Origin of the sequence: Acidovorax temperans (genome assembly GCF_028596105.1) — a bacterium.
Classification (GTDB): domain Bacteria; phylum Pseudomonadota; class Gammaproteobacteria; order Burkholderiales; family Burkholderiaceae_C; genus Acidovorax; species Acidovorax temperans.
In genome coordinates this window covers 1968142-1989139 of sequence record NZ_CP117193.1, presented here as the reverse complement: position 1 = coordinate 1989139, position 20998 = coordinate 1968142, and the positions used below count along the sequence as shown (strand labels likewise).

Genomic DNA, 20998 nt, shown 5'->3' with positions numbered 1-20998 from the left:
CATGTTTATTGACTCGCACTGCCATCTCTCGTTTCCCGAACTAGTGAGCCAAATGCCGGCCATCCGCCAGGCGATGGCTGATGCCCGTGTGGACCGGGCCCTGTGTATCTGCACCACCATGGAAGAGTTTGGTGACGTGCACGCCCTGGCACTGGCCTACGACAACTTCTGGAGCACCGTGGGTGTGCACCCCGACAACGAGGGCGTGCAGGAACCCTCTGTGGACGACTTGCTGGCCAAAGCCGCGTTGCCCCGTGTGGTGGCGATTGGCGAAACCGGCCTGGACTATTACGGCATGGAAGACCGCAAGGGCGGGCGCAGTGTGGCTGATCTGGAGTGGCAACGCGACCGTTTCCGTACTCATATCCGCGCGGCGCGCGCCTGCGCCAAACCGTTGATCATCCACACCCGCAGCGCGTCGGACGACACATTGGCCATCCTCAGGGAAGAAGGGGAAGATGGGGCAGGCAACATCGCGGGCGGTGTCTTTCATTGCTTCACCGAATCCATGCAGGTGGCCCGGGCTGCGCTGGACCTGGGGTACTACCTCTCGTTCTCCGGCATCATCACCTTCAAGAACGCGCAGGACTTGCGTGACGTGGTGGCATTCACTCCGCTGGATCGAATCTTGATCGAGACCGACAGCCCGTATCTGGCGCCGGTACCGTACCGAGGGAAAACCAATAATCCTTCCTTTGTGCCCTATGTGGCCCAGCAGGTGGCGCAGTGCAAAGGCATTGCGGTGGAAGAGGTGGGACACGCCACCAGCCGCAACTTTGAAACGCTGTTCAAAGGGGTGACGCCATGATCCATCGCCGCAACGTGCTGTTCGCTGCAGGTGTGGCAGTAGCCAGCCCTCTGGCTTGGGCAGGCTCGTACGAAGATTTTTTCACGGCCATTTTGCGGGACGACCCTGCCACCATCACTTCCTTGCTGCGCCGGGGTTTCGATCCCAACACACGCGATGCCAAAGGGCAGGTGGGTTTGGTCATTGCCTTGAAACAAGAGTCTGACAAAGCCTTCGACGCTTTGCTGGCCGCGCGCAACACGCAGGTGGAAGCACGCAACGCACAGGACGAAAGCCCGCTGATGATGGCGGCCATCAAGGGCAATGTGGAAGCGGTGCGCAAGCTGATCGCTCGCGATGCAGATGTCAACAAGACAGGCTGGGCGCCGCTGCACTACGCTGCGTCTGGTGGCACTGAGCAGCATTTGCGCATTGCTGCGCTGTTGCTGGAGAACCATGCCTATATCGACGCTGCTTCTCCCAATGGCACTACGCCTTTGATGATGGCCGCGCAGTATGGCTCCGCAGAGATGGTGAAGTTCTTGCTGGATGAAGGGGCGGACCCCACCCTGAAAAACCAGCTGGGTTTGACCGCTGTGAATTTTGCGCAGCGGGTCAGCCGTAGCGAATTGGCTACGCAGCTTTCGGCAGCGATTCGCAAGCGCCAGCCCAACGCTGGCTCCTGGTGATTGACGTTAGCTGGTGCGCGTAGCGGCGCGCCCTCAACACCTCAAAGCTCTGCGGGCGTGCCCGTGCGGCTCTGCAAGCGGGCGTAGAGGCCGCCCGAAGCCATCAGTTGCGCGTGGGTGCCTTGCTCCACGATGCTCCCGCGCTCCATGACGACCACGCGGTCGGCGTGCTCAATGGTCGAGAGCCTGTGGGCAATCACCAGCGTGGTTCTTCCTTGCATCAGCCGCTGCAAGGCGTCTTGAACCAGGCGCTCTGATTCGGTGTCTAGCGCTGATGTCGCTTCGTCCAATATCAGGATGGGCGCGTTTTTATACAGCGCACGGGCAATGGCCAAGCGTTGCCGTTGCCCCCCAGACAGTTGCGCTGCATTGTGGCCTGCCACGGTATGAATGCCCTGCGGCAGCGCCGCAATGTGCTCGGCCAGATTGGCTGCCGCCAGACATTCATGCACCCGCTTTTCATCCATGGCACTGCCCAGCGCCACATTGGCCGCGATGGTGTCGTTGAACATCACCACGTCCTGGCTCACCATGGCAAATTGGCTGCGCAGGGAGGCCAGGTTCCAGGTGCTCAGCTCATGCCCGTCGAGCGTAATCTGGCCTTCGCTGCTGTTGACGAAACGTGGCAGCAGGTTGACCAGAGTTGTTTTGCCCGCGCCCGAGGGGCCCACCAGCGCCACGATCTCGCCCGGTGCCACACGCAGGCTGACGTTGTTGAGCGCTGGCGCCTGCTCTGCGCCGAAAGAGACGCTGACTTGATTCAGCACAATCTCCCCCCGCACCCGGTCTGCAGTGTGCGTGCCTTCCGACTCTGCCCCGGTGTCACCCAGTAACGATAAACCGCGTTCCAGCGCAGCAACGCCACGCGTGATGGGGTTGGCCACATCCGCCAGCCTGCGTATCGGGGCAATCAGCATCAACATCGCGGTGATGAACGAGACAAACCCGCCGACCGTGACGTCTTTGGAGTCCACCACCCCACGGCTTTGCCACAGGGCGATGCAGATCACCACCGACAAGGCTGCGGCGGCCAACAATTGGGTCAGCGGCGTCATGGCGGCTGAGGCGATGGTGGATTTGATCGCCAGGCGTCGCAGGCTCTGGCTCAGCGCGCCAAAACGGCTTGCCTGGCTTTGCTGGGCACCGTGCAGGCGCACCATGCGGTGGGCCAGTACGTTTTCTTCCACCACGTAGGCGAGTTCATCGGTGGCTTGCTGGCTGAACTTGGTGAGCTTGTACAGACGGCGTGACAAGGTCTTCATGATCCAGGCCACACCCGGCACTACCACGGCCACGATCAGCGTCAGTTGCCAGTTCAGGTACAGCAGGTATCCCAGCAGGGCAATCAATGTGAAGCCATCCCGAGAGAGGCCCAGAAGCGCTTGCACCAGCAGGTTGGAGCCGTTCTGTACTTCGTACACCACCGTGTTCGAAAGCGCGCTGGCCGACTGGCGGCCAAACAGCCCCATTTCCGCTGCCAGCAAACGCTCAAACAGAGCCTTGCGCAACAGCAGCATGCCCTCGTTGGCAATCTTGGCCAGCGCGTATTGGCCTATGAATTGAGCCAGACCCCTGATCAGGAAGACCCCCATGATGGCCAGCGGAACCGTCCACAGCTGCAGGGTGCCTTGGGTGAATCCTTTGTCCAGCAACGGCTGCAAAAGGGCGGGAATCATGGGCTCGGTCACAGCGCCGACCAAGGTCGCGGCAATCGCCAAGCCCCACGCAAGCCGCTGGTGCCCGAAGTAGACCGCCAGCCGTGCTAGTCTGGTCATTAAGGGAAGGCTGGAGGTGGCGCGCTGCTCGCCTTGCGATTCATTTGCTTGCATGTGACGCGGATTCTACGGTTGCGGCATTGCACTTCGGGTTGAAGTGGGCCGGGCAGAGCAACCACTGCGTGTGCCAAAGTTGCATGCGCGCTTGGACTACGCGTTGTTGGCAGGTTCTCTGGCCCCGTTCACGCCTGAAGACGCGTGGAATCCATGGGTGCCTGAAAGTCGCAAAAAGTGCCTTTCCCTGTGAGGGACGCCGAACAGTTTGTCACAGGGGGTGCTTTCCAGTGTGTAACATTGAAGGTTGTCTTCCGCCAGACTGCGATAGTTCGGCTATTTCTGAACGCCAATGACCATCGAACACCACTCACACCAAATTCTCGCTGCGGCCAAGCCGCTCCATCACCGCCGAAATGTGCTGGCTGCCTTGGCCGCGACCTCGGTAGCGCCGGCCATGGCGCAGTTTCGTGTCGAAGTAACCGGCGTGGGCTTGACGCAATTGCCGATTGCCATCGCTCCGTTTCGTGGCGATGCCCAGGCTCCCCAGAAGATTGCTGCAATTGTTCAGGCAGACTTGGAGCGCAGTGGTCAGTTTCGCTCTATCGATGCCTCGGGCGCTGCACTGGACGAATCGTCGCGCCCCGACGTGGCAATGTGGCGGCAAAAAAGCGCCGATTCTCTGGCGACCGGCAGTATCACCCGGGTGGCCGATGGCCGGTATGACGTGCGCTTCAGGCTCTGGGACGTAGTTCGGGGCCAAGATTTGGGCGGGCAAAGCTTTGTTGTGACGCAAGGTGATTTGCGTCTGGTGGCGCACCGTATCGCCGACTTCATCTACGAAAAGCTCACGGGCGAGCGAGGCGTGTTTTCCACACGCATCACTTACGTGACCAAGACGGGTTCTCGCTACAGCCTCTGGGTGGCGGATGCGGATGGAGAGAACGCTCAGTCCGCGCTCTCCAGCCCCGAGCCCATCATTTCGCCTGCGTGGTCTCCGAGCGGTGGGCAGATCGCTTACGTGTCTTTCGAATCGCGCAAGCCCGTGGTGTATGTGCACGACGTGGCCACGGGGCGTCGCCGTTTGATTGCGAATTTCCGTGGCTCCAACAGTGCTCCTGCCTGGGCTCCAGATGGCCGCACTTTGGCGGTCACCCTCAGCCGTGACGGCGGCTCGCAGCTCTACACCATTGACGCCAATGGAGGAGAGCCGCGTCGTCTTATGCAGAGTTCTGGTATCGACACGGAGCCGGTGTTTTCGAGCGATGGTCGCACGATTTACTTCGTGAGCGATCGTGGTGGCGCGCCCCAGATTTATCGTGTTCCCGTTGGCGGCGGTAGTGCTGAGCGAGTGACCTTCTCTGGAAACTACAACATCTCCCCCAGCATCAGCCCTGATGGCAAGTGGCTTGCCTTCATCTCTCGGGTGGGTGGGGCCTTCAAGCTGCACGTCATGGATCTCGCTTCCGGCGCAGTCAATGCCATTACAGACACGACAGCGGATGAGAGTCCAAGCTTTGCACCCAACAGCCGACTGCTGGTGTACGCGACTCAGCAGCAGGGGCGTGAGGCTCTGATGACAACAACGCTGGACGGAAAAATCAAGGCACGCTTGGCAGGACAAGCAGGGGACATTCGAGAGCCTGACTGGGGCTCGTTCCAAAAACAATGAACTTTTGACTCTTTTTAGCAATCCGTAATTTCTGGAGATTTTTTGATGATCAAACACGCAACCCTCGCCCTTTCCCTCGTCGCACTTCTTGCCGCAGGCTGCAGCTCTGGCGTCAAGCTCGACGATGTGCCCGTTGAAGACAAAACAGGCTCTACTTCTACCACTGGTAACGGTGCCAACTCCGGTAGCACCAGCCAAAGCGGCGTGGCTGGGGTAGATCTGGGACAGTCGGCTCGCGATGCTGCCGGCCCGGTGGGTGTGAGCCGTATCGTGTACTTTGACTATGACAGCTACGTCATCAAGCCAGAATTCCAATCTTTGATTGAGGCACATGCCCGTTTCATCAAAGCTGGCGGTAACCGCAAGCTAATGGTGGAAGGCCACACCGACGAGCGCGGTGGCCGCGAATACAACCTGGCTCTGGGCCAAAAGCGCGCTGAAGCCGTTCGTCGCGCCCTGGCATTGCTGGGGGTGTCGGATGCACAGGTGGAGGCTGTGAGCTTTGGCAAGGAAAAGCCTGCTGCCCAAGGTGGCACGGAAGAAGTGCACGCGAAAAATCGCCGTGCTGAACTGTCGTACCGCTAATGCACACCGGTGTGATCGCCAAACCCGTGAAATCCCTGCTGGCCCTTGTGCTGGCGGGGCTTTTTGCTTCGGCCAGCAACGCCGCCATTTTTGAAGATGGTGAAGCACGTCGTGCCATCCTTGAGCTTCGCCAGCGTGTGGATTCCATGCAGGCAGCCCAGCAAAAGGCGGCGGACGAGCACCGCCAAGATACCGAGCAACTGCGCCGCATCCTGCTGGATCTGCAAAACCAGATCGAGGTGCTGCGGGTAGAGCAGGCGAAATTGCGCGGCCAAAATGAGCAGCTCGTCAGGGACGTTGCGGACCTGCAGCGCCGTCAAAAAGACATCGCCCAAGGGGTGGACGAAAGGCTGAGCAAGTTCGAGCCGGTCAAGGTGACGCTGGACGGACAGGAGTTCCAGGCTGACCCTGCTGAGAAGCGTGATTTCGAAGCCGCCCTGGCGGTCTTCCGTTCCGGCAAGTTTGCCGAGGCCAACACGGCTTTCGCATCCTTCATGCGTCAATACCCCCGAAGCGGTTATGGCCCATCTGCCCGTTTTTGGTTGGGTAATGCACAGTATGCGCAGCGCGACTACAAAGAAGCGATTGGCAATTTCAAGCAGTTGCTTTCGGATGCTCCTTCGCACGCACGTGCACCTGAGGCGGCGCTCTCGATTGCCAATTGCCAGTTGGAACTCAAAGACAACCGTGCAGCCCGAAAAACGCTGGAAGATTTGGTGCGCGTCTACCCGCAATCTGAAGCCGCCGCCGCTGCCAAAGAACGACTTGTGCGCTTGAAGTGACATCCAATTCTTTGTCTGCGTCAAATACCGCTGAAGTCACGCTGCTGCCGGATGAGGTCACCCAGCGCCGATTCGGCGGTCTGGAGCGGCTGTACGGAGTGGGCGGGGCTCAGCGCATCCGTGATGCTCATGTCGTTGTCGTGGGTGTGGGCGGAGTTGGTTCCTGGACTGCGGAAGCCTTGGCTCGCAGTGGTGTCGGTCAACTGACCTTGGTGGACCTGGACCATGTGGCTGAGTCCAACATCAACCGCCAAATCCATGCTGTCTCTACCACGGTGGGGCAGGCCAAGGTGCTTGCCATGTGTGACCGGGTCGCGTTGATCAATCCAGGTTGCGTGGTTCATTGCATCGAAGACTTTGTCGAGCCTGAGAACTGGCCGGAGCTGCTCGGCGGCGTGAAAGTGTCTGCAGTGGTAGACGCCTGCGATCAAGTGCGAGCGAAGACTGCCATGGCTGCTTGGGCCCTTGCCAACAAGCAGTTGTTGATTTCGGTAGGTGCCGCAGGCGGCAAGCGCCAGGCCCACAAGGTGGATATCGATGACCTGTCTGCCACGACGCATGACCCTCTGTTGGCGCAGCTTCGTTACCGCCTCAGAAAACACCACCGTGCTGCACGAGACGGTAAAAAAATCGGTGTCTCCTGCGTTTTTAGCCGTGAGTCCGTGGCGCCGCCCGATGCTTCATGCGCGGTGGAAAGTGGGGGTGACGGATCGCTCAACTGCCATGGCTATGGATCGGTGGTGGCGGTGACGGCGACTTTCGGTCAATGTGCGGCAGGCTGGGTGCTCGACAAAATTGCCGGGGTTTCTTCTCGGTCCTGAAATTCAGGCTATAATTTGAGTCTTTACAGAAATGTAAAGAGATAGGTTGGGACGTTAGCTCAGTTGGTAGAGCAGCGGACTTTTAATCCGTTGGTCACAAGTTCGAATCTTGTACGTCCTACCACCCAATTTAGCCAATCGGCTTTGAACCCGCTGCTTGAAAAAGCCGCGGGTTTTGTTTTTTGGCTCTCGTGAATTACCTAACAGGGTAGCCGCCCATGGTTGCAACAGGCGGCCACCCGAGACTCATGCTGCGACAGTCTCGTTATTTTTTGACGCTGGCGCGTTTGGACTGGGGCTTTGCAGTTCGCTTGTGACTTGTTGGTTTCGCCTTGCCGCGGCTGGCGGTGTGGGATGGCTTCAATTGTGAGCTTTTTTGTACAGCGTGTACTTTCGGGCTGTGGTGAAGCCCCTTGGCCATGATGGCTGGAGACAGTGCGAGAGAGAGGGCAAGAATGAGAATTTTTTTCATGTTGTGATTACTCTTGGGTGCCGAGATTGGCGCAGCGATGATGCGTGAACTCGGGCTTCTTGACAATCAATCACAGGGTATTTCCTCCCCCTGGATATTGCGTACATAGAGCCTGCTTCGGAGCAGCCAAGTAGCCCTCGCGGGGCGACTCGCCAAATCAACGAAAATATGCGGTTGCCGGTGTCCTTCTTCCCTTAGGGTGCAAGACATCTGCATAACGCACATCAATGACCAAACAAGGCGCCTGAGCGCGCTACAACACAAAGAAAGAGAAGCACCATGGGCGCGCAGTGGAAAGCAAAGGGCAAGGCACTGGTGGCTGATGCCAAAGGCAAGCTGTTTGGCAAGCTGGTCAAGGAAATCACTGTGGCTGCGCGTGGTGGGGCAGACCCTGCTACCAATTCTCGCTTGCGCTTGGTGGTGGAGCAGGCCCGCAAGGCTTCCATGCCCAAGGACACGCTGGAGCGTGCTATCAAGAAGGGTTCTGGTACGGGCGCTGATGCGGTGAACTACGAGCGTGTAATTTACGAAGGATTCGCTCCGCACCAAGTGGCCGTGATGGTGGAATGCCTGACGGACAACGTGAACCGCACCGCGCCTGAAATGCGGGTGTTGTTTCGCAAAGGGCAGCTGGGTACCTCGGGTTCCGTGGCGTGGGATTTCAACCATGTGGGCATGATTGAGGCTGAGCCCGCCCGTCCTGACGCCGACCCTGAGCTTGCAGCGATTGAAGCGGGAGCCCAGGACTTTGAAGCCGGTGACGAAGAGGGCGTCACCATGTTCTGGACGGATCCCACGGATCTGGATTTGGTCAGCCGTGCACTGCCAGCCCAAGGCTTCACCGTGTTGTCTGCCAAGCTGGGCTACAAGCCCAAGAACCCTGTCAATCCAGCGAATCTCACGGCAGAGCAGCTGGAAGAGGTGGAGAGCTTTCTGGCTGCCATTGATGCCAATGACGACGTGCAAAACGTCTTTGTCAGCCTGGCGGGCTGATTCCAGCTTTTTTCAAGTTTCCGGGTTTTCAAGAGGCTACGCCGAGCACTTGATTTCAAGTGTGCGGACCCCATTTTTCGCCCGGAGCAACAGCGCCTGATGAGTGCGCGCGATGTGCTCCAGGGCCTAAAGCAACCGTCCTGGGTATTCACACAGATAGAACCATGACCGATCACTACTCTGCTTTGGGGCTGGCGGCCCATGCTTCGTTGGCAGATATCAAAAAAGCCTTTCGGCAGAAAGCCTCTTTCTATCACCCAGACAGGAACGATGCCCCAGATGCCGCTCAGCGCTTCGCTGCCGTGCAAAAGGCTTATGAGGTGCTCTCGGATGAGGCCGCTCGCCAAGCCTATGACGATAACCGCCGCCGCAACCTGCTAGACGACCCTCTGCAGACCGCCCAGGAAATCTGGCAAACCTACACCCACAACATTCTTGCCCCGTGAAAATTTCTCCTTTTTTCCATGACTTGCGCTCGGCTTATCAGGCCGAGATTGATGACCTGACCCAAGACTCCGAAGGCAAGGATGTGCTGCGCAAGCGGCTGGCCCAAAAGCGTTCGGAGATCGGCTTCTTGGTCAAGATGATGGAGCTGGCCCCGGAGATGGTGGCTGTGGTCTTCCACCAAGGTTTTCGCTTCACCCGCGCTGCTCCGCTGGAACAGGCGCTCGCCGTGGGGCAAGACCATCTGCCATCGTGGGAAAGCCTGAGCACTTGCGTCTTCCTGGAGCCCTGGGCAGCAGCGCTGGCCAAGACCGTGCTTGCGGAGCCAGGTGGCGACCGTTTCATGGTGATAGCTGCCGGTTTGGAGTATTTGCAGCAGTCCAGGTTTGCGGGTTCGGCTGTGGGTGGCGAGGCAGATGCTGAAGGTGATGAGGCAGATGCTGAAGGTGATGAGGAAGATGCTGAAGGTGATGAGGAAGATGCTGAAGGTGATGAGGAAGATGCGGACGACCGCGAGCACGACGATGACTACGACGCACTGAGTGCCGACGATGTCGTGGAACCACACGACAGCCGCAGCCGCGAAGAGGCCAGTGCGAACTGGCTGGCCGACGTGGGCTTTGAGCGCAAAGACTGATCCATCCCCCAACCACTGCACCGACATCCATGAGCAATCACCTGGCCCTCATCACCAAAACTACCAGTCTCATTGCTGCAGGCGACATCGTGGGCGCTGAGTCTGCCCTGGCTGAGTTGGCAGACACCGAAGGCGACAACGCCCTGATGGTCGTGCTGGATCAGCTGGAGCCCAAAGACATCTTGGCCGTCATGCGCGAATACGACGACTCCAAGGCCTCCGTAGTGAACCTGCTGGTCACCCCTGAGCAATTCGCGCGGGCCATGGTGCTTGAAAAGCAATACAAGGACCTGACCCACACGCACCTGCGCAACATGGTCAACGCCGTGGTGTTTCGCGACGATGCAGACCCGGTGGAGTTTTTGAACGCGATTGGCAATCTGGAGGGTGGGGCCGAGGCCCTGGCCAATTACTTCGCAGAGAAGTGGAGCCGACTGGAAGCCTTTGCCCGCACCGGCACGTTTGATGCCACCGAGGACTATGGCCCCACGCTGAGCGATGACGAGCTCCTGGCGTCGGGTTATGTGCAGCCCCGCGTGGAGCTAGACGAAGTGGCCGATGGCGACTGGATGCAAATGGCCTGGTTGCTGCGTTACGAATGCCGCGACCTGTTCATTGAAACCTTGCTGGTGCTGCGGGCCAAGGCGCGGGCCTTTGATCTGGGGTTGGACGACGCCGAAGAGCCTGCGGAAGAAGACGACGGCAAGTTTGAGACCAGCGAGACCGACCGCGGCAAGGCCACACCCGCAGCCCACGTGTCTGATGAAGAATCTGCCATTTGAACGGGCCTGCGAACCAAGCCATGCCTGAAACCACCGATCCTAGCGCTGTGCCAGCGGGCAACGCACTGCAACTGCACGACGCACGCCCGTTCTTCGACAAGGTGCTGGCCCACGGCGTACGACGCGGCATCATCGACGCAGAGCGGCTTGCCACCATCAATGCCGATGCGCCCAAGGGCATCGTGCAGATCGCCCGGTACTTTGGCAGCGAGTTTCTGCGCCCCGAGCTTGAAAAAGCGCGGGACCGCATGGTCAACATGATCAGCCTGTTCCTGCTGGAGACCACGGGCGGCGATCTGGACAAGGCCGCTGTGTCGCTGCGCGACAACTCGTTGCTGTCGCGGTCCAAAGGCGGGTCCGACATGCTCAAAAAGCTGATCGCCATGCCCGAGAGCAGCAATTTCGGCATGGCGGGCTACGACGATGCACAGACAGCGCTGCTGGCCGTCTGGACGCTTCGCAGCCATGCGGAATACCAGGCCGAACTGGCGCGGCGCAGCCAGATGGCCCAGGCCATCACGGCAGCCCAGTGGCTGGCTGAACAGTTTGACCTGGACACGGACGAGCTGGAGTCTGCGGGGGCGGATGCAGAGGCTGTCATCCGCACCGGTCTCTTGATGCAGGCCCTGGCCCCCAGCGCGATGGCTGCTGGCGAATGGCCGCACACGGTAGGTTTCGAAAAACTGGTGACAGCACTGCGCAAGAAAAAGCAGCCAGCACCCACCGCGCTGCGTTTGCCCCCAGGCCTGCCTGCAGACATGCGCCCGGTGGTTCAGGCACAGTGTCCGGCAGTGCTGGCCGACTTGCCCAAGCTCCTGGATGCGGCTGTGCCGCTGCGCAATTTGCTGCGTCCCATGGGGGCCTTTCGCGCGCGGTACTTTCTGCTGGACGACCCCTTGGCCGAGGTCGATAGCTACCACCGCAGCCTGGATGCACTGGACGAAGCTGCAGAGCCACCGCAGCCCGCCAGCAAGCTATGGACCAAGACCACACAAGGCAACGACGATGAGCATTCGCTGCTCACGCTGTTCTTGTGCGTGGCTGCTGGGGTTCCGAAGAAGACGCTGCTCACCGAAAAAGCTGCAGCCAGCCTGGTGCGCCGCATTCGCAAGCATGGGTGGCAGCCCCCATTGGCGGCTGAGTTCATTCAGGCCCACGCGCCTGGCGTGTACCAAGACGATTACCTGGCGCTGTGGAACGGTTTTGTTCAAGAGGCGACCAGGACCTTGACCAGCGATATGGACTACCAACTGCACGACGCACTGGCGCTGTTGCGTCGGGAGTGCCACGTCGCTGGCTGACGGCGTGGTCGTGTGCTGTGCCGCGTTGTGGTCGCAGACCTGACGCTTCGGTGTCTGGTTCGCGCCACTGCGCAGGGTATAAAAATCTCTGTGCCGTGCTTTGGTATGTAGCCGGGCAGGTTAACATTTAAAAGTCATTTCGGCGGCATGTTCTGAAAAACCTGTCGGCGGTTTGTTGGTGGTGGCTGTTCTACTCCCGGCTACACGCCAGCGGTTTTTGCTACTTCGCTCGCTCCCAAACCGGCGCCTCACGCCCTCCTGCAGTGCACAGTCCCACCCTTATTGCCCTTGCCGCCATCCTCGCGGCGCTGGTCACCGCTGTGCTGCATTTGGTGTGGCGGTTCAACAGGCACATTCCTGGGCTGGGTTTTTGGGTGCTTTCATTTTTGAGTGCCTCCGTTTTTGGTGCCAGCCTGCTGGTGCGCGAGCACATGCCCTTGGTGCTCTCTGTGGTGGTGGCCCAGGCAGGCATTGCAGTGGCGGCGTATTGCTGCTTTCTGGGCGGCCGCGCCTACCTGGGGCTGCGGCTGCCACACCATGGATATGCAACGGCAGCGATTGTTGCGGTGGTGGCGTTGGCGGTTTATTTCACCGTGGGGCATCCCCATCCGGTAGCGCGCTTTGTGCTTTCGGGTTTGGTGGGTGGGGTGTACTTCCTGCTCACAGCGGTCACCTTGGCGCGGGGTGGCTTCAACAAGGTACCCGCCCGTTATATTTTTGCGGCCATGGTGGGTTTTCATGGCGCATTTCTGCTGCTCCGCCCGGCGCTTTTTGGTCTGGTCAGCGCGGCGGAGGCCGGGTCCGACATGGCGCAGCGGATTTCGCAGTATGTGGCGCTGGAATCGACCGTGGCCTTGGTGATGATCGCCTTTGGGACCTTGCTGCTGACCAACGAACACGTCACCACAGAACTGCGCCACCTGGCGGAAATGGACTCGCTGACCAACGTGTTCAATCGCCGCGCCTACCTCACGCTGCTGGACAAGGCCATCAGCAACGCCCAGCGCATGCGCCAGGGGCTGCCCGTGCTGGCGCTGGACCTCGATCACTTCAAGAAAATCAATGACACCTGTGGGCATAGCGGGGGGGACGATGTGCTGCGCCAGTTTGTGGCCCTGGCCCAGCAGTGCCTACGGAAGGAAGATGTGATGGGCAGGCTGGGCGGGGAGGAATTCGCCATTTTTCTGCCCAACGCCGATGGGCCGGGCGCCGAAGCGGTAGCCGAGCGCCTGCGAGCCCTGGTGGAAAGCCAGCCTTTGCGTGCGGACCACCACACCATTCCCGTCACGGTGAGCATTGGGGTAGCCCTGTGCACGCGCGGTGATTCCGCCGAGACAGTGCTCAAGCGTGCGGATGCGGCCATGTACTTGGCCAAGCAAAACGGGCGCAATCGCGTCGAAGTGGCGGAGTCTCCAGTGCCAATTTAGGGCGCTTGCGAACGAGGCGCCTCGCAGTGGGAGGGGCGGTGGAGTCGCCTTTCTCTTTTTGCTATTAAAAATGTAGCTAGTGACGCTTTTCTATAGAGGGCGGATTCAAGTCCAAGTGCAACATTTATTGTTGTTGCTCAGTGCACAGACTCAGGCAGCTGGCTCAAGCGATGCAGGTGCTGGGCATAGACCTCCAAGGGCGTGCTGTAACCCAGGGTCATCCTGGGCCGCCCGTTGAGTTCATCGGCCACCGCATCAAGCTGCTCCTGGGTGTAGCCACTGAGGTCCGTACCCTTGGGGAAGTACTGGCGCAGCAGCCCATTGGTATTCTCGTTGCTACCCCGCTGCCAAGGGCTGTAGGGGTCACAGAAGTACACCTTCATGCCTGTGTTCTGGGTGAGTCTGGCGTGCTCGGCCATCTCGCGGCCCCTGTCGTAGGTCAGGCTCTGGCGCATCGGGCTGGCAACGCCATTGAGCTTGTCGCTGAATGCCTGCAGCACATGCGCGGCTGTCGCTGGATTGGGATGGGGTAGCTTGACCAGCAATACCAGGCGCGTGGTGCGCTCGACCAGGGTGCCAATGGCGCTGGCGTTGTTCGCCCCCTTGATGAGGTCGCCCTCCCAGTGGCCTGGAAGCCGACGGTCCTCTATTTCCGGTGGGCGCACATGGATGCTCAGCAAGTCCTGGATTTCCCCACGCCGGTCCTTGCCCTTGGAGCGGGGCCAGCGCTTGGCGTGGGCCATGCGCAGACAGGCCACCAATTCCTTCTTGAGCTCTCCCCGGGGCTGGGCATAGATGCAGGTGTAAATGCTCTCGTGTGACACTCGCTGGCGCCTGTCGTAGGGATGAAGTTTCTTCAGTTGCCCGGCAATTTGCTGGGGCGACCAATGCTGGCGCAGATACTCGCACACCTGCTTGAACAAGACGCCTGAGCGCAGTAGTTTGGGCTGGGGGCGGCTATGGATGCGGCGAATACGGCAGCGCTGATGGGCAAAGCGGCTGACGTAGCCTTTGCCTCCTGCATTGCGCAGGATCTCGCGGCTGATGGTGCTGGGGCTGCGGCCTAGAGCGCGGGCAATGGCCCGCAGGCTTTGCTTTTGCTGCAGGCCCAGCGCTATGGCGTGGCGCTCCGATTCTGTGATCTGCTCGTAGGTTCTTTTGCTCATGGAGGCCTCTATTCTGAAGGGGGTGTTGCACTTCAGATTTGAGGTCGCCGAGCGCTAGAGCCCATTTTGATGTGTATAGCCACTGCCTGGTGCCGCCAAGCTGTTTCTTCACTCCAGGCCCCATGAGCATTGACGCAGGTCAACTGATACGCGCCCCGCTCCCTGGCCTGTCATGCGGATGGCATAGCATTGACTGCTTCAAGGCTTCACCCGATGCGTGTTCTTGCGCACTGGCCCAGCGGCGTGCGGTGAAGACCATAAGGAGGAAGCATGAACAAGAAGCTCAAGACCTTTGCTGCCGCAGTGGTGCTGCTGGCGGCACTGGCTGCAGGGCTGGTGTATTGGGCACCCTGGAAGACCCAGGGGCCCGGCGAGGGATTTGTCAGCGGTAACGGCCGCATTGAAGCCACGGAGGTGGCCGTCGCTACCAAGCAAGCGGGCAGGGTCATCGACATCCTGGTGGGTGAGGGTGACTTTGTCACGGCTGGCCAGCCGGTGGCCCGCATGCAGATCGACAGCCTGCAGGCGCAGCGCGACGAGGCCATGGCCCGCCTGCAGCAGGCGCAATTGGCCGTGAGCAGTGCTCAGGTGCAGGTGGCCCAGCGCGAAAGCGACTACCAGTCGGCCCTGGCGGTGGTAGCGCAGCGCGACAGCGACCTCGACACCGCCAAGCGGCGTCTGCCGCGCTCTGAACAACTGGCGCGGGACGGCTTCTTCTCCACCCAGTTGCTCGATGACGACCGCGCCAAGGTGCGCAGCCTGCAAGCCGCCCTGACGGCAGCCCAGTCGCAGGCCAAGGCCGCGCAGGCGGGCATCAGCGCTGCCCGCACCCAGGTGACCAGTGCCGAGGCCAATGTGCGCGCGCTGCAGGCCACACTGGCCCGCATCGACGTGGAGCTGGCCGACAGCGAGCTGAAGGCCCCGCGCGATGGCCGCGTGCAGTTCCGCGTGGTGCAGCCCGGCGAGGTGGTGGGCGCAGGTGCCCGCGTGCTGCAGCTGGCCGATTTGACCGACGTGTACATGACCTTTTTTCTGCCCGAAACGGTGGCAGGACGCGTGGCGCTGGGCAGCGAAGTGCGCATCGTGCTCGACGCCGCGCCGGACTTTGTGATTCCCGCCAGCGTATCGTTTGTGGCCAGCACCGCGCAGTTCACCCCCAAGACAGTGGAGACCGCCAGCGAGCGGCAAAAGCTCATGTTCCGCGTGCGCGCGCAAATCCCCAAGAAGCTGTTGGTACGCCACCGCGAGCAGGTCAAGACTGGCCTTCCCGGCGTGGCGTGGCTGCGCATTGACCCGAACGCCACCTGGCCCCAGCAGCTCGCGGTGAAGGAAAGCCTGCAAACCGCAGCCCCCAAGGCCGCGCAGTGACTGCACCGGTCGTCACCCTCACGGGCGTCAGCCAGCGCTACGGCGCCACGTTGGCGCTGCAAGGCATCGACCTGCAGGTGCCTGCGGCCTGCATGGTTGGCCTGATCGGGCCAGACGGGGTGGGCAAATCGAGCCTGATGGCGCTGGTGGCCGGGGCCCGTGCCGTGCAGCAAGGGCAGGTGCAGGTGCTGGGCGGTGATATGGCCGATGGCCGCCACCGCGATGCCGTGTGCCCGCGCATTGCCTACATGCCGCAGGGCCTGGGCAAGAACCTGTACCCCACGCTGTCGGTGGAAGAGAACCTGCAGTTCTTTGGCCGCCTGTTTGGCCACGATACGGCCGAGCGTCGCCGCCGCATTGACGACCTGACCCGCAGCACCGGGCTTTATCCGTTTCTGGCTCGGCCTGCGGGCAAGCTCTCGGGCGGCATGAAGCAGAAGCTGGCCCTGTGCTGCGCGCTCATCCACGACCCGGACCTGCTCATCCTGGACGAGCCCACCACCGGCGTGGACCCGCTGGCCCGCGCCCAGTTCTGGGATCTGATTGCCCGCATCCGCTCCGGGCGCCCCGGCATGAGCGTGCTGGTGGCCACGGCCTACATGGAAGAAGCCCAGCGTTTTGACTGGCTGGTGGCCATGGACGAAGGCTGTATCCTGGCCACGGGCACGCCCGCCGAGCTGATGCAGCGCACCGGCCACGCCAGCCTGGAAGCCGCCTTTGTGGCCCTGCTGCCCGAGGCCAAGCGGCGCGGGCACCAGCCCGTGGTCATCACCCCCCTGCAAGCCGATGCGGCGGCAGAAATCGCCATCGAGGCCCAGGGCCTGACCATGCAGTTTGGCGACTTTGTGGCGGTGGACCATGTGAGCTTTCGCATCCAGCGCGGCGAGATTTTTGGTTTTTTGGGCAGCAATGGGTGCGGCAAGTCCACCACCATGAAGATGCTCACCGGCCTGCTGCCCGCCACAGACGGCAAGGCCTGGTTGTTTGGCCAGCCGGTAGACCCCAAGGACATGGCCACGCGCCGCCGTGTGGGCTATATGTCGCAGGCGTTCTCGCTGTACAGCGAGTTGTCGGTAGAGCAAAACCTGGTGCTGCACGCCCGCCTGTTCCATGTGCCGGAGGCCGAGGTGCCCCAGCGCGTGCAGACCATGCTGGAGCGGTTTGACCTGCAGGCCGCACGCAGCACGCTGCCCATGCAGTTGCCGCTGGGCATGCGCCAGCGGCTGTCGCTGGCCGTGGCCATGGTGCACCAGCCCGAGCTGCTGATCCTGGACGAGCCCACCTCGGGCGTGGACCCGATTGCGCGAGACAACTTTTGGCGGCTGATGGTAGAGCTGGCGCGGCGCGACAAGGTCACCATCTTCATCTCCACCCATTTCATGAACGAGGCCGAGCGCTGCGACCGTATCTCGCTCATGCATGCAGGCCGGGTGCTCACCAGTGCGGCCCCGGCAGACATCGTGGCCCAGCGTGGGGCGGCCACGCTGGAAGAAGCCTTCATTGGCTACCTGCAAGAGGCTGCAGGCAGCCCAAGCCTGGCAGAGCAGGGGGCTGATGCGCCAACGCTGGCGGCCGCTGCAGCAACGCCTGTGTTGCATAGTGCGCCCGCCCGTGCTGGCTGGGCCACCCGCTTGCGCCACAGCCTGGTGCGCATCCACAGCACGCAGTGGCGCGAGGCTCTGGAGCTGCGGCGTGACCCGGTGCGCAGCGCCCTGGCTCTGCTGGGCTCGCTGCTGCTGATGTTTGTGATGGGCTACGGCATCAGCATGGATGTGGAGAGCCTGCGCTTTGCCGTGCTGGACCGCGACCAGACGGCCACCAGCCGCGCCTATGCGCTCAACCTGTCGGGTTCGCGCTATTTTGTAGAGCGCCCACCGCTGGTCGAATACGCCGAGCTGGACCGGCGCATGCGCTCGGGCGAGCTGTCGCTGGCCATCGAGATCCCGCCTGGCTTTGGCCGCGATGTAGAGCGGGGCAAGCCTGTGCAGATTGCCGCCTGGGTAGACGGTGCCATGCCCCAGCGCGCACAGACCGTGCTGGGCTACGTGCAGGGCATGCACCAGCAGTGGCTGGTCGATGCGGTGCGCAGCCGCACCGGCGTGGCCCCCACGGCCTTGCTGGAGGTAGAAACCCGCTACCGCTACAACCCCGATGTGCGCAGCCTGCCCGCCATGGTGCCTGCGGTCATCCCGCTGCTGCTGCTCATGCTGCCCGCCATGCTCACTGCCTTGGCGGTGGTGCGTGAGAAGGAAATGGGCTCCATCATCAACCTGTACGTCACGCCCACCACGCGCACCGAATTCATGCTGGGCAAGCAGTTGCCCTATGTGGCGCTGGCCATGCTCAACTTTGGGCTCATGGCGCTGGCGGCCGTCACAGTGTTTGGCACGCCCATCACGGGCAGCTTTGCCACGCTGACGGGGGCGGCGCTGTTGTTCAGTCTGTGCTCCACGGGCATGGGGCTGCTGGCGTCCACCGTCACGCGCAGCCAGATTGCGGCCATGTTTTTTGCCATGGTGGGCACACTGATCCCGGCGGTGCAGTTTGCGGGGCTCATCAACCCGGTGTCGTCGCTGGTGGGCGTGGCCCGGTGGATTGGAGAGGTCTACCCCGCCAGCCACATGTTCACCATCAGCCGGGGCGTGTTCAGCAAGGCGCTGTCGCTGCAAGACCTGCAGCCCGAGTTCTGGGCGCTAGGCATCTCGGCCCCGGTCATCATCGGCACCGCGATTGCGCTGCTGCGCAAACAGGAGAGCTGACATGCCCGTAAGCCCTTCGTCTGCACCTTCACACGCCCGCAGCCGCACGGCCACGCTGTGGGCGCGCTGCGCCACCATCTTCCGTCTGGGCATCAAAGAGCTGTGGAGCCTGTGGCGCGACCCGATGATGCTGGTCCTCATCGTCTACACCACCACGCTGGCGGTCTACAGTGCAGGCAAGGCCCAGCCAGAGACGCTGAACCACGTGCCCATCGCCATCGTGGACGAGGATGTTTCCACCCTCTCGCAGCGCATTGCCACCGCCTTTTTTGCGCCGCAGTTTGTGGGGCCAGACCTGATCGCCCCGCAAGACGTAGACCCCGGCCTGGACGCGGGCCGCTACACGCTGGTGCTGCACATACCGCCCAACTTTCAGCGCGACGTGCTGGCGGGCAAGGTGCCCCGCGTGCAGCTCAACATGGACGCCACGCGCATGATGCAGGCCTTTACCTCCAACGGCGCGGTGCAGCAGATCGTGCAGCTGGAGGTGGCCGAGTTCGTGCAGCGCTACCGGGCGGTGCCTGCGCCTGCCATTGATCTGGTCGTGCGCGCCCGGTTCAACCCGGCGCTCACGCCCGCATGGTTTGGCTCGGTGATGGAGCTGATCAACATCGTCACCATGCTCTCCATCATCCTCACCGGCGCGGCGCTGATCCGCGAGCGCGAGCACGGCACCGTGGAGCACTTGCTCGTCATGCCCGTGACACCGGCCGAGATCATGCTAGCCAAGGTGTGGGCCATGGCGCTGGTGGTGCTGGTGGCCACCTGGGGGTCGCTCACTGTGGTGATCCAGTGGGCGATTGGCGTGCCCATCGAGGGCTCGGTATCGCTGTTTTTGCTGGGCACGGTGCTGCACCTGTTTGCCACCACCTCCATGGGCATCTACATGGCCACCCTGGCGCGCAGCATGCCGCAGTTTGGCCTGCTGATGGTGCTGACCATGATGCCGCTGGAGATGCTGTCGGGCGGCATCACCCCGCGCGAGAGCATGCCGCTGTGGGTGCAGTACGTGATGTCGCTGGCCCCCACCACGCATTTCACCGAGCTGTCTCAGGCCATCCTGTACCGGGGCGCGGGGTTGTCGGTGGTGTGGTCGTCGCTGGTGTGGCTGCTGGCGATTGGCGCTGTGCTGTTTGCCCTGGCGCTGGCGCGCTTTCGCAAGACTATCTCGCAGATGGCTTGATCTTGCGCGCCAGTTGCTATGGGGTTTGCTATTGATTTGGTAGCTGCTTGCGCTTTCTAGATAAGCGCTGGAGCCGCTTTTTACATAAAGTCCACGTTACCGGGCCGCCCAGGCAGGTTTAATGCCGCCGTGGGCGCCGGCTGGCTCGCCACGCGCTGGCCGCGCCGCCAGACGCCCAGGCGCGCGGCCCGCAGGCGAATGGCTTCTGCCGGGTTGCGCGCATGCAGCAGCACAAAGTCCGCGTGGCAGCCGGGGGCCAGGCCGTAGCCCTCCAAGCCCAGCAGGCGGGCAGGGTTCACGGTCACCGCATCAAAGCACTGGCGCATGCCCGCCTGGCTGGTCATTTGGCCCACATGCAGGCCCATGTGCGCGGCTTCCAGCATGTCGCCGCTGCCGCCGCTGTACCAGGGGTCGAGCACGCAGTCGTGGCCAAAGGCCACCGTCAGGCCGGCGGCCATCAGCTCGGGCACGCGGGTCATGCCCCGGCGCTTGGGGTAGGTGTCGTGGCGGCCTTGCAGGGTGATGTTGATGAGCGGGTTGGCCACCACGCCCAGGTCGGCCTCACACATCAACGGGATGAGTTTGCTCACGTAGTAGTTGTCCATGCTGTGCATGGAGGTGAGGTGCGAGCCCGTCACGCGGCCGTGCAGGCCCAGGCGCTGGGTTTCGAACGCCAGGGTTTCGACGTGGCGGGAGTGCGGGTCGTCGGATTCGTCGCAGTGCATGTCCACGCGCTTGCCGCGCTCGGCGGCCAGCTCGCAGAGGATCTTCACGCTCTCGGCCCCTTGGGCCATGGTGCGCTCGAAGTGCGGAATGCCGCCCACCACATCCACGCCCATGTCTAGCGCACGTTTCAGGTTGTCGAGCCCCCCGGGCGCACGCAGCACACCGTCTTGCGGAAAGGCCACCAGCTGCAAATCCAGGTACGGCGCCACACGCTGCTTCACATCCAGCAGCGCCTCCACCGGTAGCAAGCTGGGGTGGCTGGTGTCCACATGGCTGCGGATGGCCAGCAGCCCGCGTGCCACGGCCATGTCGCAATATTGCAGCGCGCGCTGCACGATGGCGTCGTGGGTCAGCGTGGGCTTGAGTTCGCCCCACAGCGCAATGCCTTCGAGCAGCGTACCGCTCTCGTTCACGTGCGGCTGGCCGTAGCTCAGGGTCGAGTCCATGTGGAAATGCGCGTCCACAAACGGCGGGCTCACCAGCAGGCCGCCTGCGTCCACCGTTTCATGCGCTGGGGCTTGCAGGCCTTCGGTCACTTCGGTGATGCGGCCGCCTTGCACGGCAATCGACATGTTCTGGCGCCCGTCGGGCAGGGTGGCGTGGGTGATGAGCAGGTCAAGCATGGGGTGAGAGGG

At 61.9% G+C, this 20998-nt stretch carries 19 protein-coding genes and 1 tRNA gene; 16 read left to right on the top strand and 4 right to left on the bottom strand.

The window, feature by feature from the left end; all coding sequences use genetic code 11:
* The first annotated feature begins 1 nt into the window (after nt 1).
* Nucleotides 2–808, top strand: coding sequence for a TatD family hydrolase (locus PQV96_RS09515; protein ID WP_207374647.1), 807 nt, complete (start codon nt 2–4; stop codon nt 806–808).
* Entirely contained in the window at nt 805–1476 is a 672-nt protein-coding gene (locus PQV96_RS09510; RefSeq protein WP_273625101.1) for an ankyrin repeat domain-containing protein, read from the top strand. Before PQV96_RS09515 ends, PQV96_RS09510 begins: the two co-directional genes overlap by 4 nt.
* 41 nt (nt 1477–1517) lie before the next feature.
* On the opposite strand, the gene msbA is transcribed toward PQV96_RS09510, so the two are convergent.
* Nucleotides 1518–3305 carry a lipid A export permease/ATP-binding protein MsbA gene (gene msbA / locus PQV96_RS09505; protein WP_273625100.1) on the bottom strand — a complete coding sequence of 596 codons (1788 nt, stop codon included), beginning with the start codon at nt 3303–3305 and terminating at the stop codon, nt 1518–1520.
* Between the two features lie 292 nt (nt 3306–3597).
* Here msbA and tolB point away from each other — a divergent pair, with 292 nt between their 5' ends.
* The 5 genes from tolB (at nt 3598) to PQV96_RS09480 (ending at nt 7229) form a co-directional block, all read left to right on the top strand.
* A complete protein-coding gene (tolB, locus tag PQV96_RS09500; RefSeq protein WP_207374645.1) occupies nt 3598–4917 on the top strand; it encodes a Tol-Pal system beta propeller repeat protein TolB in 1320 nt (439 codons plus the stop codon).
* A gap of 45 nt (nt 4918–4962) precedes the next feature.
* On the top strand, nt 4963–5502 hold the full coding sequence (gene pal / locus PQV96_RS09495) for a peptidoglycan-associated lipoprotein Pal (protein WP_207374644.1): 540 nt from the start codon (nt 4963–4965) through the stop codon (nt 5500–5502).
* An 11-nt stretch (nt 5503–5513) separates the two neighbouring features.
* The gene (ybgF, locus tag PQV96_RS09490; protein WP_420482193.1) at nt 5514–6284 is read left to right on the top strand and encodes a tol-pal system protein YbgF; all 771 of its coding nucleotides are present in this window, start codon (nt 5514–5516) and stop codon (nt 6282–6284) included.
* Nucleotides 6285–6295: 11 nt separating this feature from the next.
* Nucleotides 6296–7105, top strand: coding sequence for a tRNA threonylcarbamoyladenosine dehydratase (locus PQV96_RS09485; RefSeq protein ID WP_273625241.1), 810 nt, complete (start codon nt 6296–6298; stop codon nt 7103–7105).
* Nucleotides 7106–7153: 48 nt separating this feature from the next.
* Nucleotides 7154–7229: transfer RNA gene (locus PQV96_RS09480), tRNA-Lys, on the top strand.
* 141 nt (nt 7230–7370) lie between these two features.
* On the opposite strand, the gene PQV96_RS09475 is transcribed toward PQV96_RS09480, so the two are convergent.
* Nucleotides 7371–7577 (bottom strand): hypothetical protein, encoded by a 207-nt coding sequence (locus PQV96_RS09475; RefSeq protein WP_273625098.1) that lies wholly within the window; start codon nt 7575–7577, stop codon nt 7371–7373.
* A 279-nt stretch (nt 7578–7856) separates the two neighbouring features.
* Here PQV96_RS09475 and PQV96_RS09470 point away from each other — a divergent pair, with 279 nt between their 5' ends.
* From PQV96_RS09470 to PQV96_RS09445, 6 genes are all read left to right on the top strand, one after another.
* Nucleotides 7857–8570 carry a YebC/PmpR family DNA-binding transcriptional regulator gene (locus PQV96_RS09470; RefSeq protein ID WP_044394863.1) on the top strand — a complete coding sequence of 238 codons (714 nt, stop codon included), beginning with the start codon at nt 7857–7859 and terminating at the stop codon, nt 8568–8570.
* A gap of 164 nt (nt 8571–8734) precedes the next feature.
* Nucleotides 8735–9016, top strand: a complete 282-nt coding sequence (locus PQV96_RS09465) for a DnaJ domain-containing protein (RefSeq protein ID WP_066786088.1) — start codon at nt 8735–8737, stop codon at nt 9014–9016.
* Nucleotides 9013–9651: a hypothetical protein gene (locus PQV96_RS09460; RefSeq protein ID WP_273625097.1), complete on the top strand. Its 639-nt coding sequence runs from the start codon at nt 9013–9015 to the stop codon at nt 9649–9651. The genes PQV96_RS09465 and PQV96_RS09460 overlap by 4 nt, the downstream gene beginning before the upstream one ends.
* Nucleotides 9652–9680: 29 nt before the next feature.
* A complete protein-coding gene (locus tag PQV96_RS09455; RefSeq protein ID WP_066694498.1) occupies nt 9681–10433 on the top strand; it encodes a hypothetical protein in 753 nt (250 codons plus the stop codon).
* A 20-nt stretch (nt 10434–10453) separates the two neighbouring features.
* Nucleotides 10454–11734, top strand: coding sequence for a hypothetical protein (locus PQV96_RS09450; RefSeq protein ID WP_273625096.1), 1281 nt, complete (start codon nt 10454–10456; stop codon nt 11732–11734).
* A gap of 263 nt (nt 11735–11997) precedes the next feature.
* Entirely contained in the window at nt 11998–13161 is a 1164-nt protein-coding gene (locus tag PQV96_RS09445) for a GGDEF domain-containing protein (protein ID WP_273625095.1), read from the top strand.
* Nucleotides 13162–13298: 137 nt separating this feature from the next.
* On the opposite strand, the gene PQV96_RS09440 is transcribed toward PQV96_RS09445, so the two are convergent.
* On the bottom strand, nt 13299–14327 hold the full coding sequence (locus PQV96_RS09440; RefSeq protein WP_273625094.1) for an IS30 family transposase: 1029 nt from the start codon (nt 14325–14327) through the stop codon (nt 13299–13301).
* Between the two features lie 270 nt (nt 14328–14597).
* Here PQV96_RS09440 and PQV96_RS09435 point away from each other — a divergent pair, with 270 nt between their 5' ends.
* Genes PQV96_RS09435 through PQV96_RS09425 form a run of 3 tightly spaced genes read left to right on the top strand, consistent with a single transcriptional unit; the run spans nt 14598 to nt 19637 of the window.
* Complete coding sequence (locus PQV96_RS09435) at nt 14598–15695, top strand: HlyD family secretion protein (RefSeq protein ID WP_273625093.1); 1098 nt, start codon at nt 14598–14600, stop codon at nt 15693–15695.
* Nucleotides 15692–18454 carry a ribosome-associated ATPase/putative transporter RbbA gene (gene rbbA / locus PQV96_RS09430; protein WP_273625092.1) on the top strand — a complete coding sequence of 921 codons (2763 nt, stop codon included), beginning with the start codon at nt 15692–15694 and terminating at the stop codon, nt 18452–18454. The genes PQV96_RS09435 and rbbA overlap by 4 nt, the downstream gene beginning before the upstream one ends.
* A 1-nt stretch (nt 18455) precedes the next feature.
* Nucleotides 18456–19637, top strand: a complete 1182-nt coding sequence (locus tag PQV96_RS09425) for an ABC transporter permease (RefSeq protein ID WP_207375660.1) — start codon at nt 18456–18458, stop codon at nt 19635–19637.
* 80 nt (nt 19638–19717) lie between these two features.
* On the opposite strand, the gene PQV96_RS09420 is transcribed toward PQV96_RS09425, so the two are convergent.
* Complete coding sequence (locus PQV96_RS09420; RefSeq protein WP_273625091.1) at nt 19718–20986, bottom strand: amidohydrolase family protein; 1269 nt, start codon at nt 20984–20986, stop codon at nt 19718–19720.
* Nucleotides 20987–20998 lie beyond the last annotated feature (12 nt).

Bases quoted from the DNA above. Each gene is read 5' to 3' on its own strand.
- PQV96_RS09455 (WP_066694498.1), top strand. From the start codon at position 9,681: ATGAGCAATCACCTGGCCCTCATCACCAAAACTACCAGTCTCATTGCT.
- PQV96_RS09420 (WP_273625091.1), bottom strand. From the start codon at position 20,986: ATGCTTGACCTGCTCATCACCCACGCCACCCTGCCCGACGGGCGCCAG.
- pal (WP_207374644.1), top strand. From the start codon at position 4,963: ATGATCAAACACGCAACCCTCGCCCTTTCCCTCGTCGCACTTCTTGCC.
- PQV96_RS09440 (WP_273625094.1), bottom strand. From the start codon at position 14,327: ATGAGCAAAAGAACCTACGAGCAGATCACAGAATCGGAGCGCCACGCC.
- PQV96_RS09470 (WP_044394863.1), top strand. From the start codon at position 7,857: ATGGGCGCGCAGTGGAAAGCAAAGGGCAAGGCACTGGTGGCTGATGCC.
- tolB (WP_207374645.1), top strand. From the start codon at position 3,598: ATGACCATCGAACACCACTCACACCAAATTCTCGCTGCGGCCAAGCCG.
- PQV96_RS09450 (WP_273625096.1), top strand. From the start codon at position 10,454: ATGCCTGAAACCACCGATCCTAGCGCTGTGCCAGCGGGCAACGCACTG.
- PQV96_RS09510 (WP_273625101.1), top strand. From the start codon at position 805: ATGATCCATCGCCGCAACGTGCTGTTCGCTGCAGGTGTGGCAGTAGCC.
- PQV96_RS09475 (WP_273625098.1), bottom strand. From the start codon at position 7,577: ATGAAAAAAATTCTCATTCTTGCCCTCTCTCTCGCACTGTCTCCAGCC.
- PQV96_RS09515 (WP_207374647.1), top strand. From the start codon at position 2: ATGTTTATTGACTCGCACTGCCATCTCTCGTTTCCCGAACTAGTGAGC.
- msbA (WP_273625100.1), bottom strand. From the start codon at position 3,305: ATGCAAGCAAATGAATCGCAAGGCGAGCAGCGCGCCACCTCCAGCCTT.
- PQV96_RS09435 (WP_273625093.1), top strand. From the start codon at position 14,598: ATGAACAAGAAGCTCAAGACCTTTGCTGCCGCAGTGGTGCTGCTGGCG.
- PQV96_RS09465 (WP_066786088.1), top strand. From the start codon at position 8,735: ATGACCGATCACTACTCTGCTTTGGGGCTGGCGGCCCATGCTTCGTTG.
- PQV96_RS09425 (WP_207375660.1), top strand. From the start codon at position 18,456: ATGCCCGTAAGCCCTTCGTCTGCACCTTCACACGCCCGCAGCCGCACG.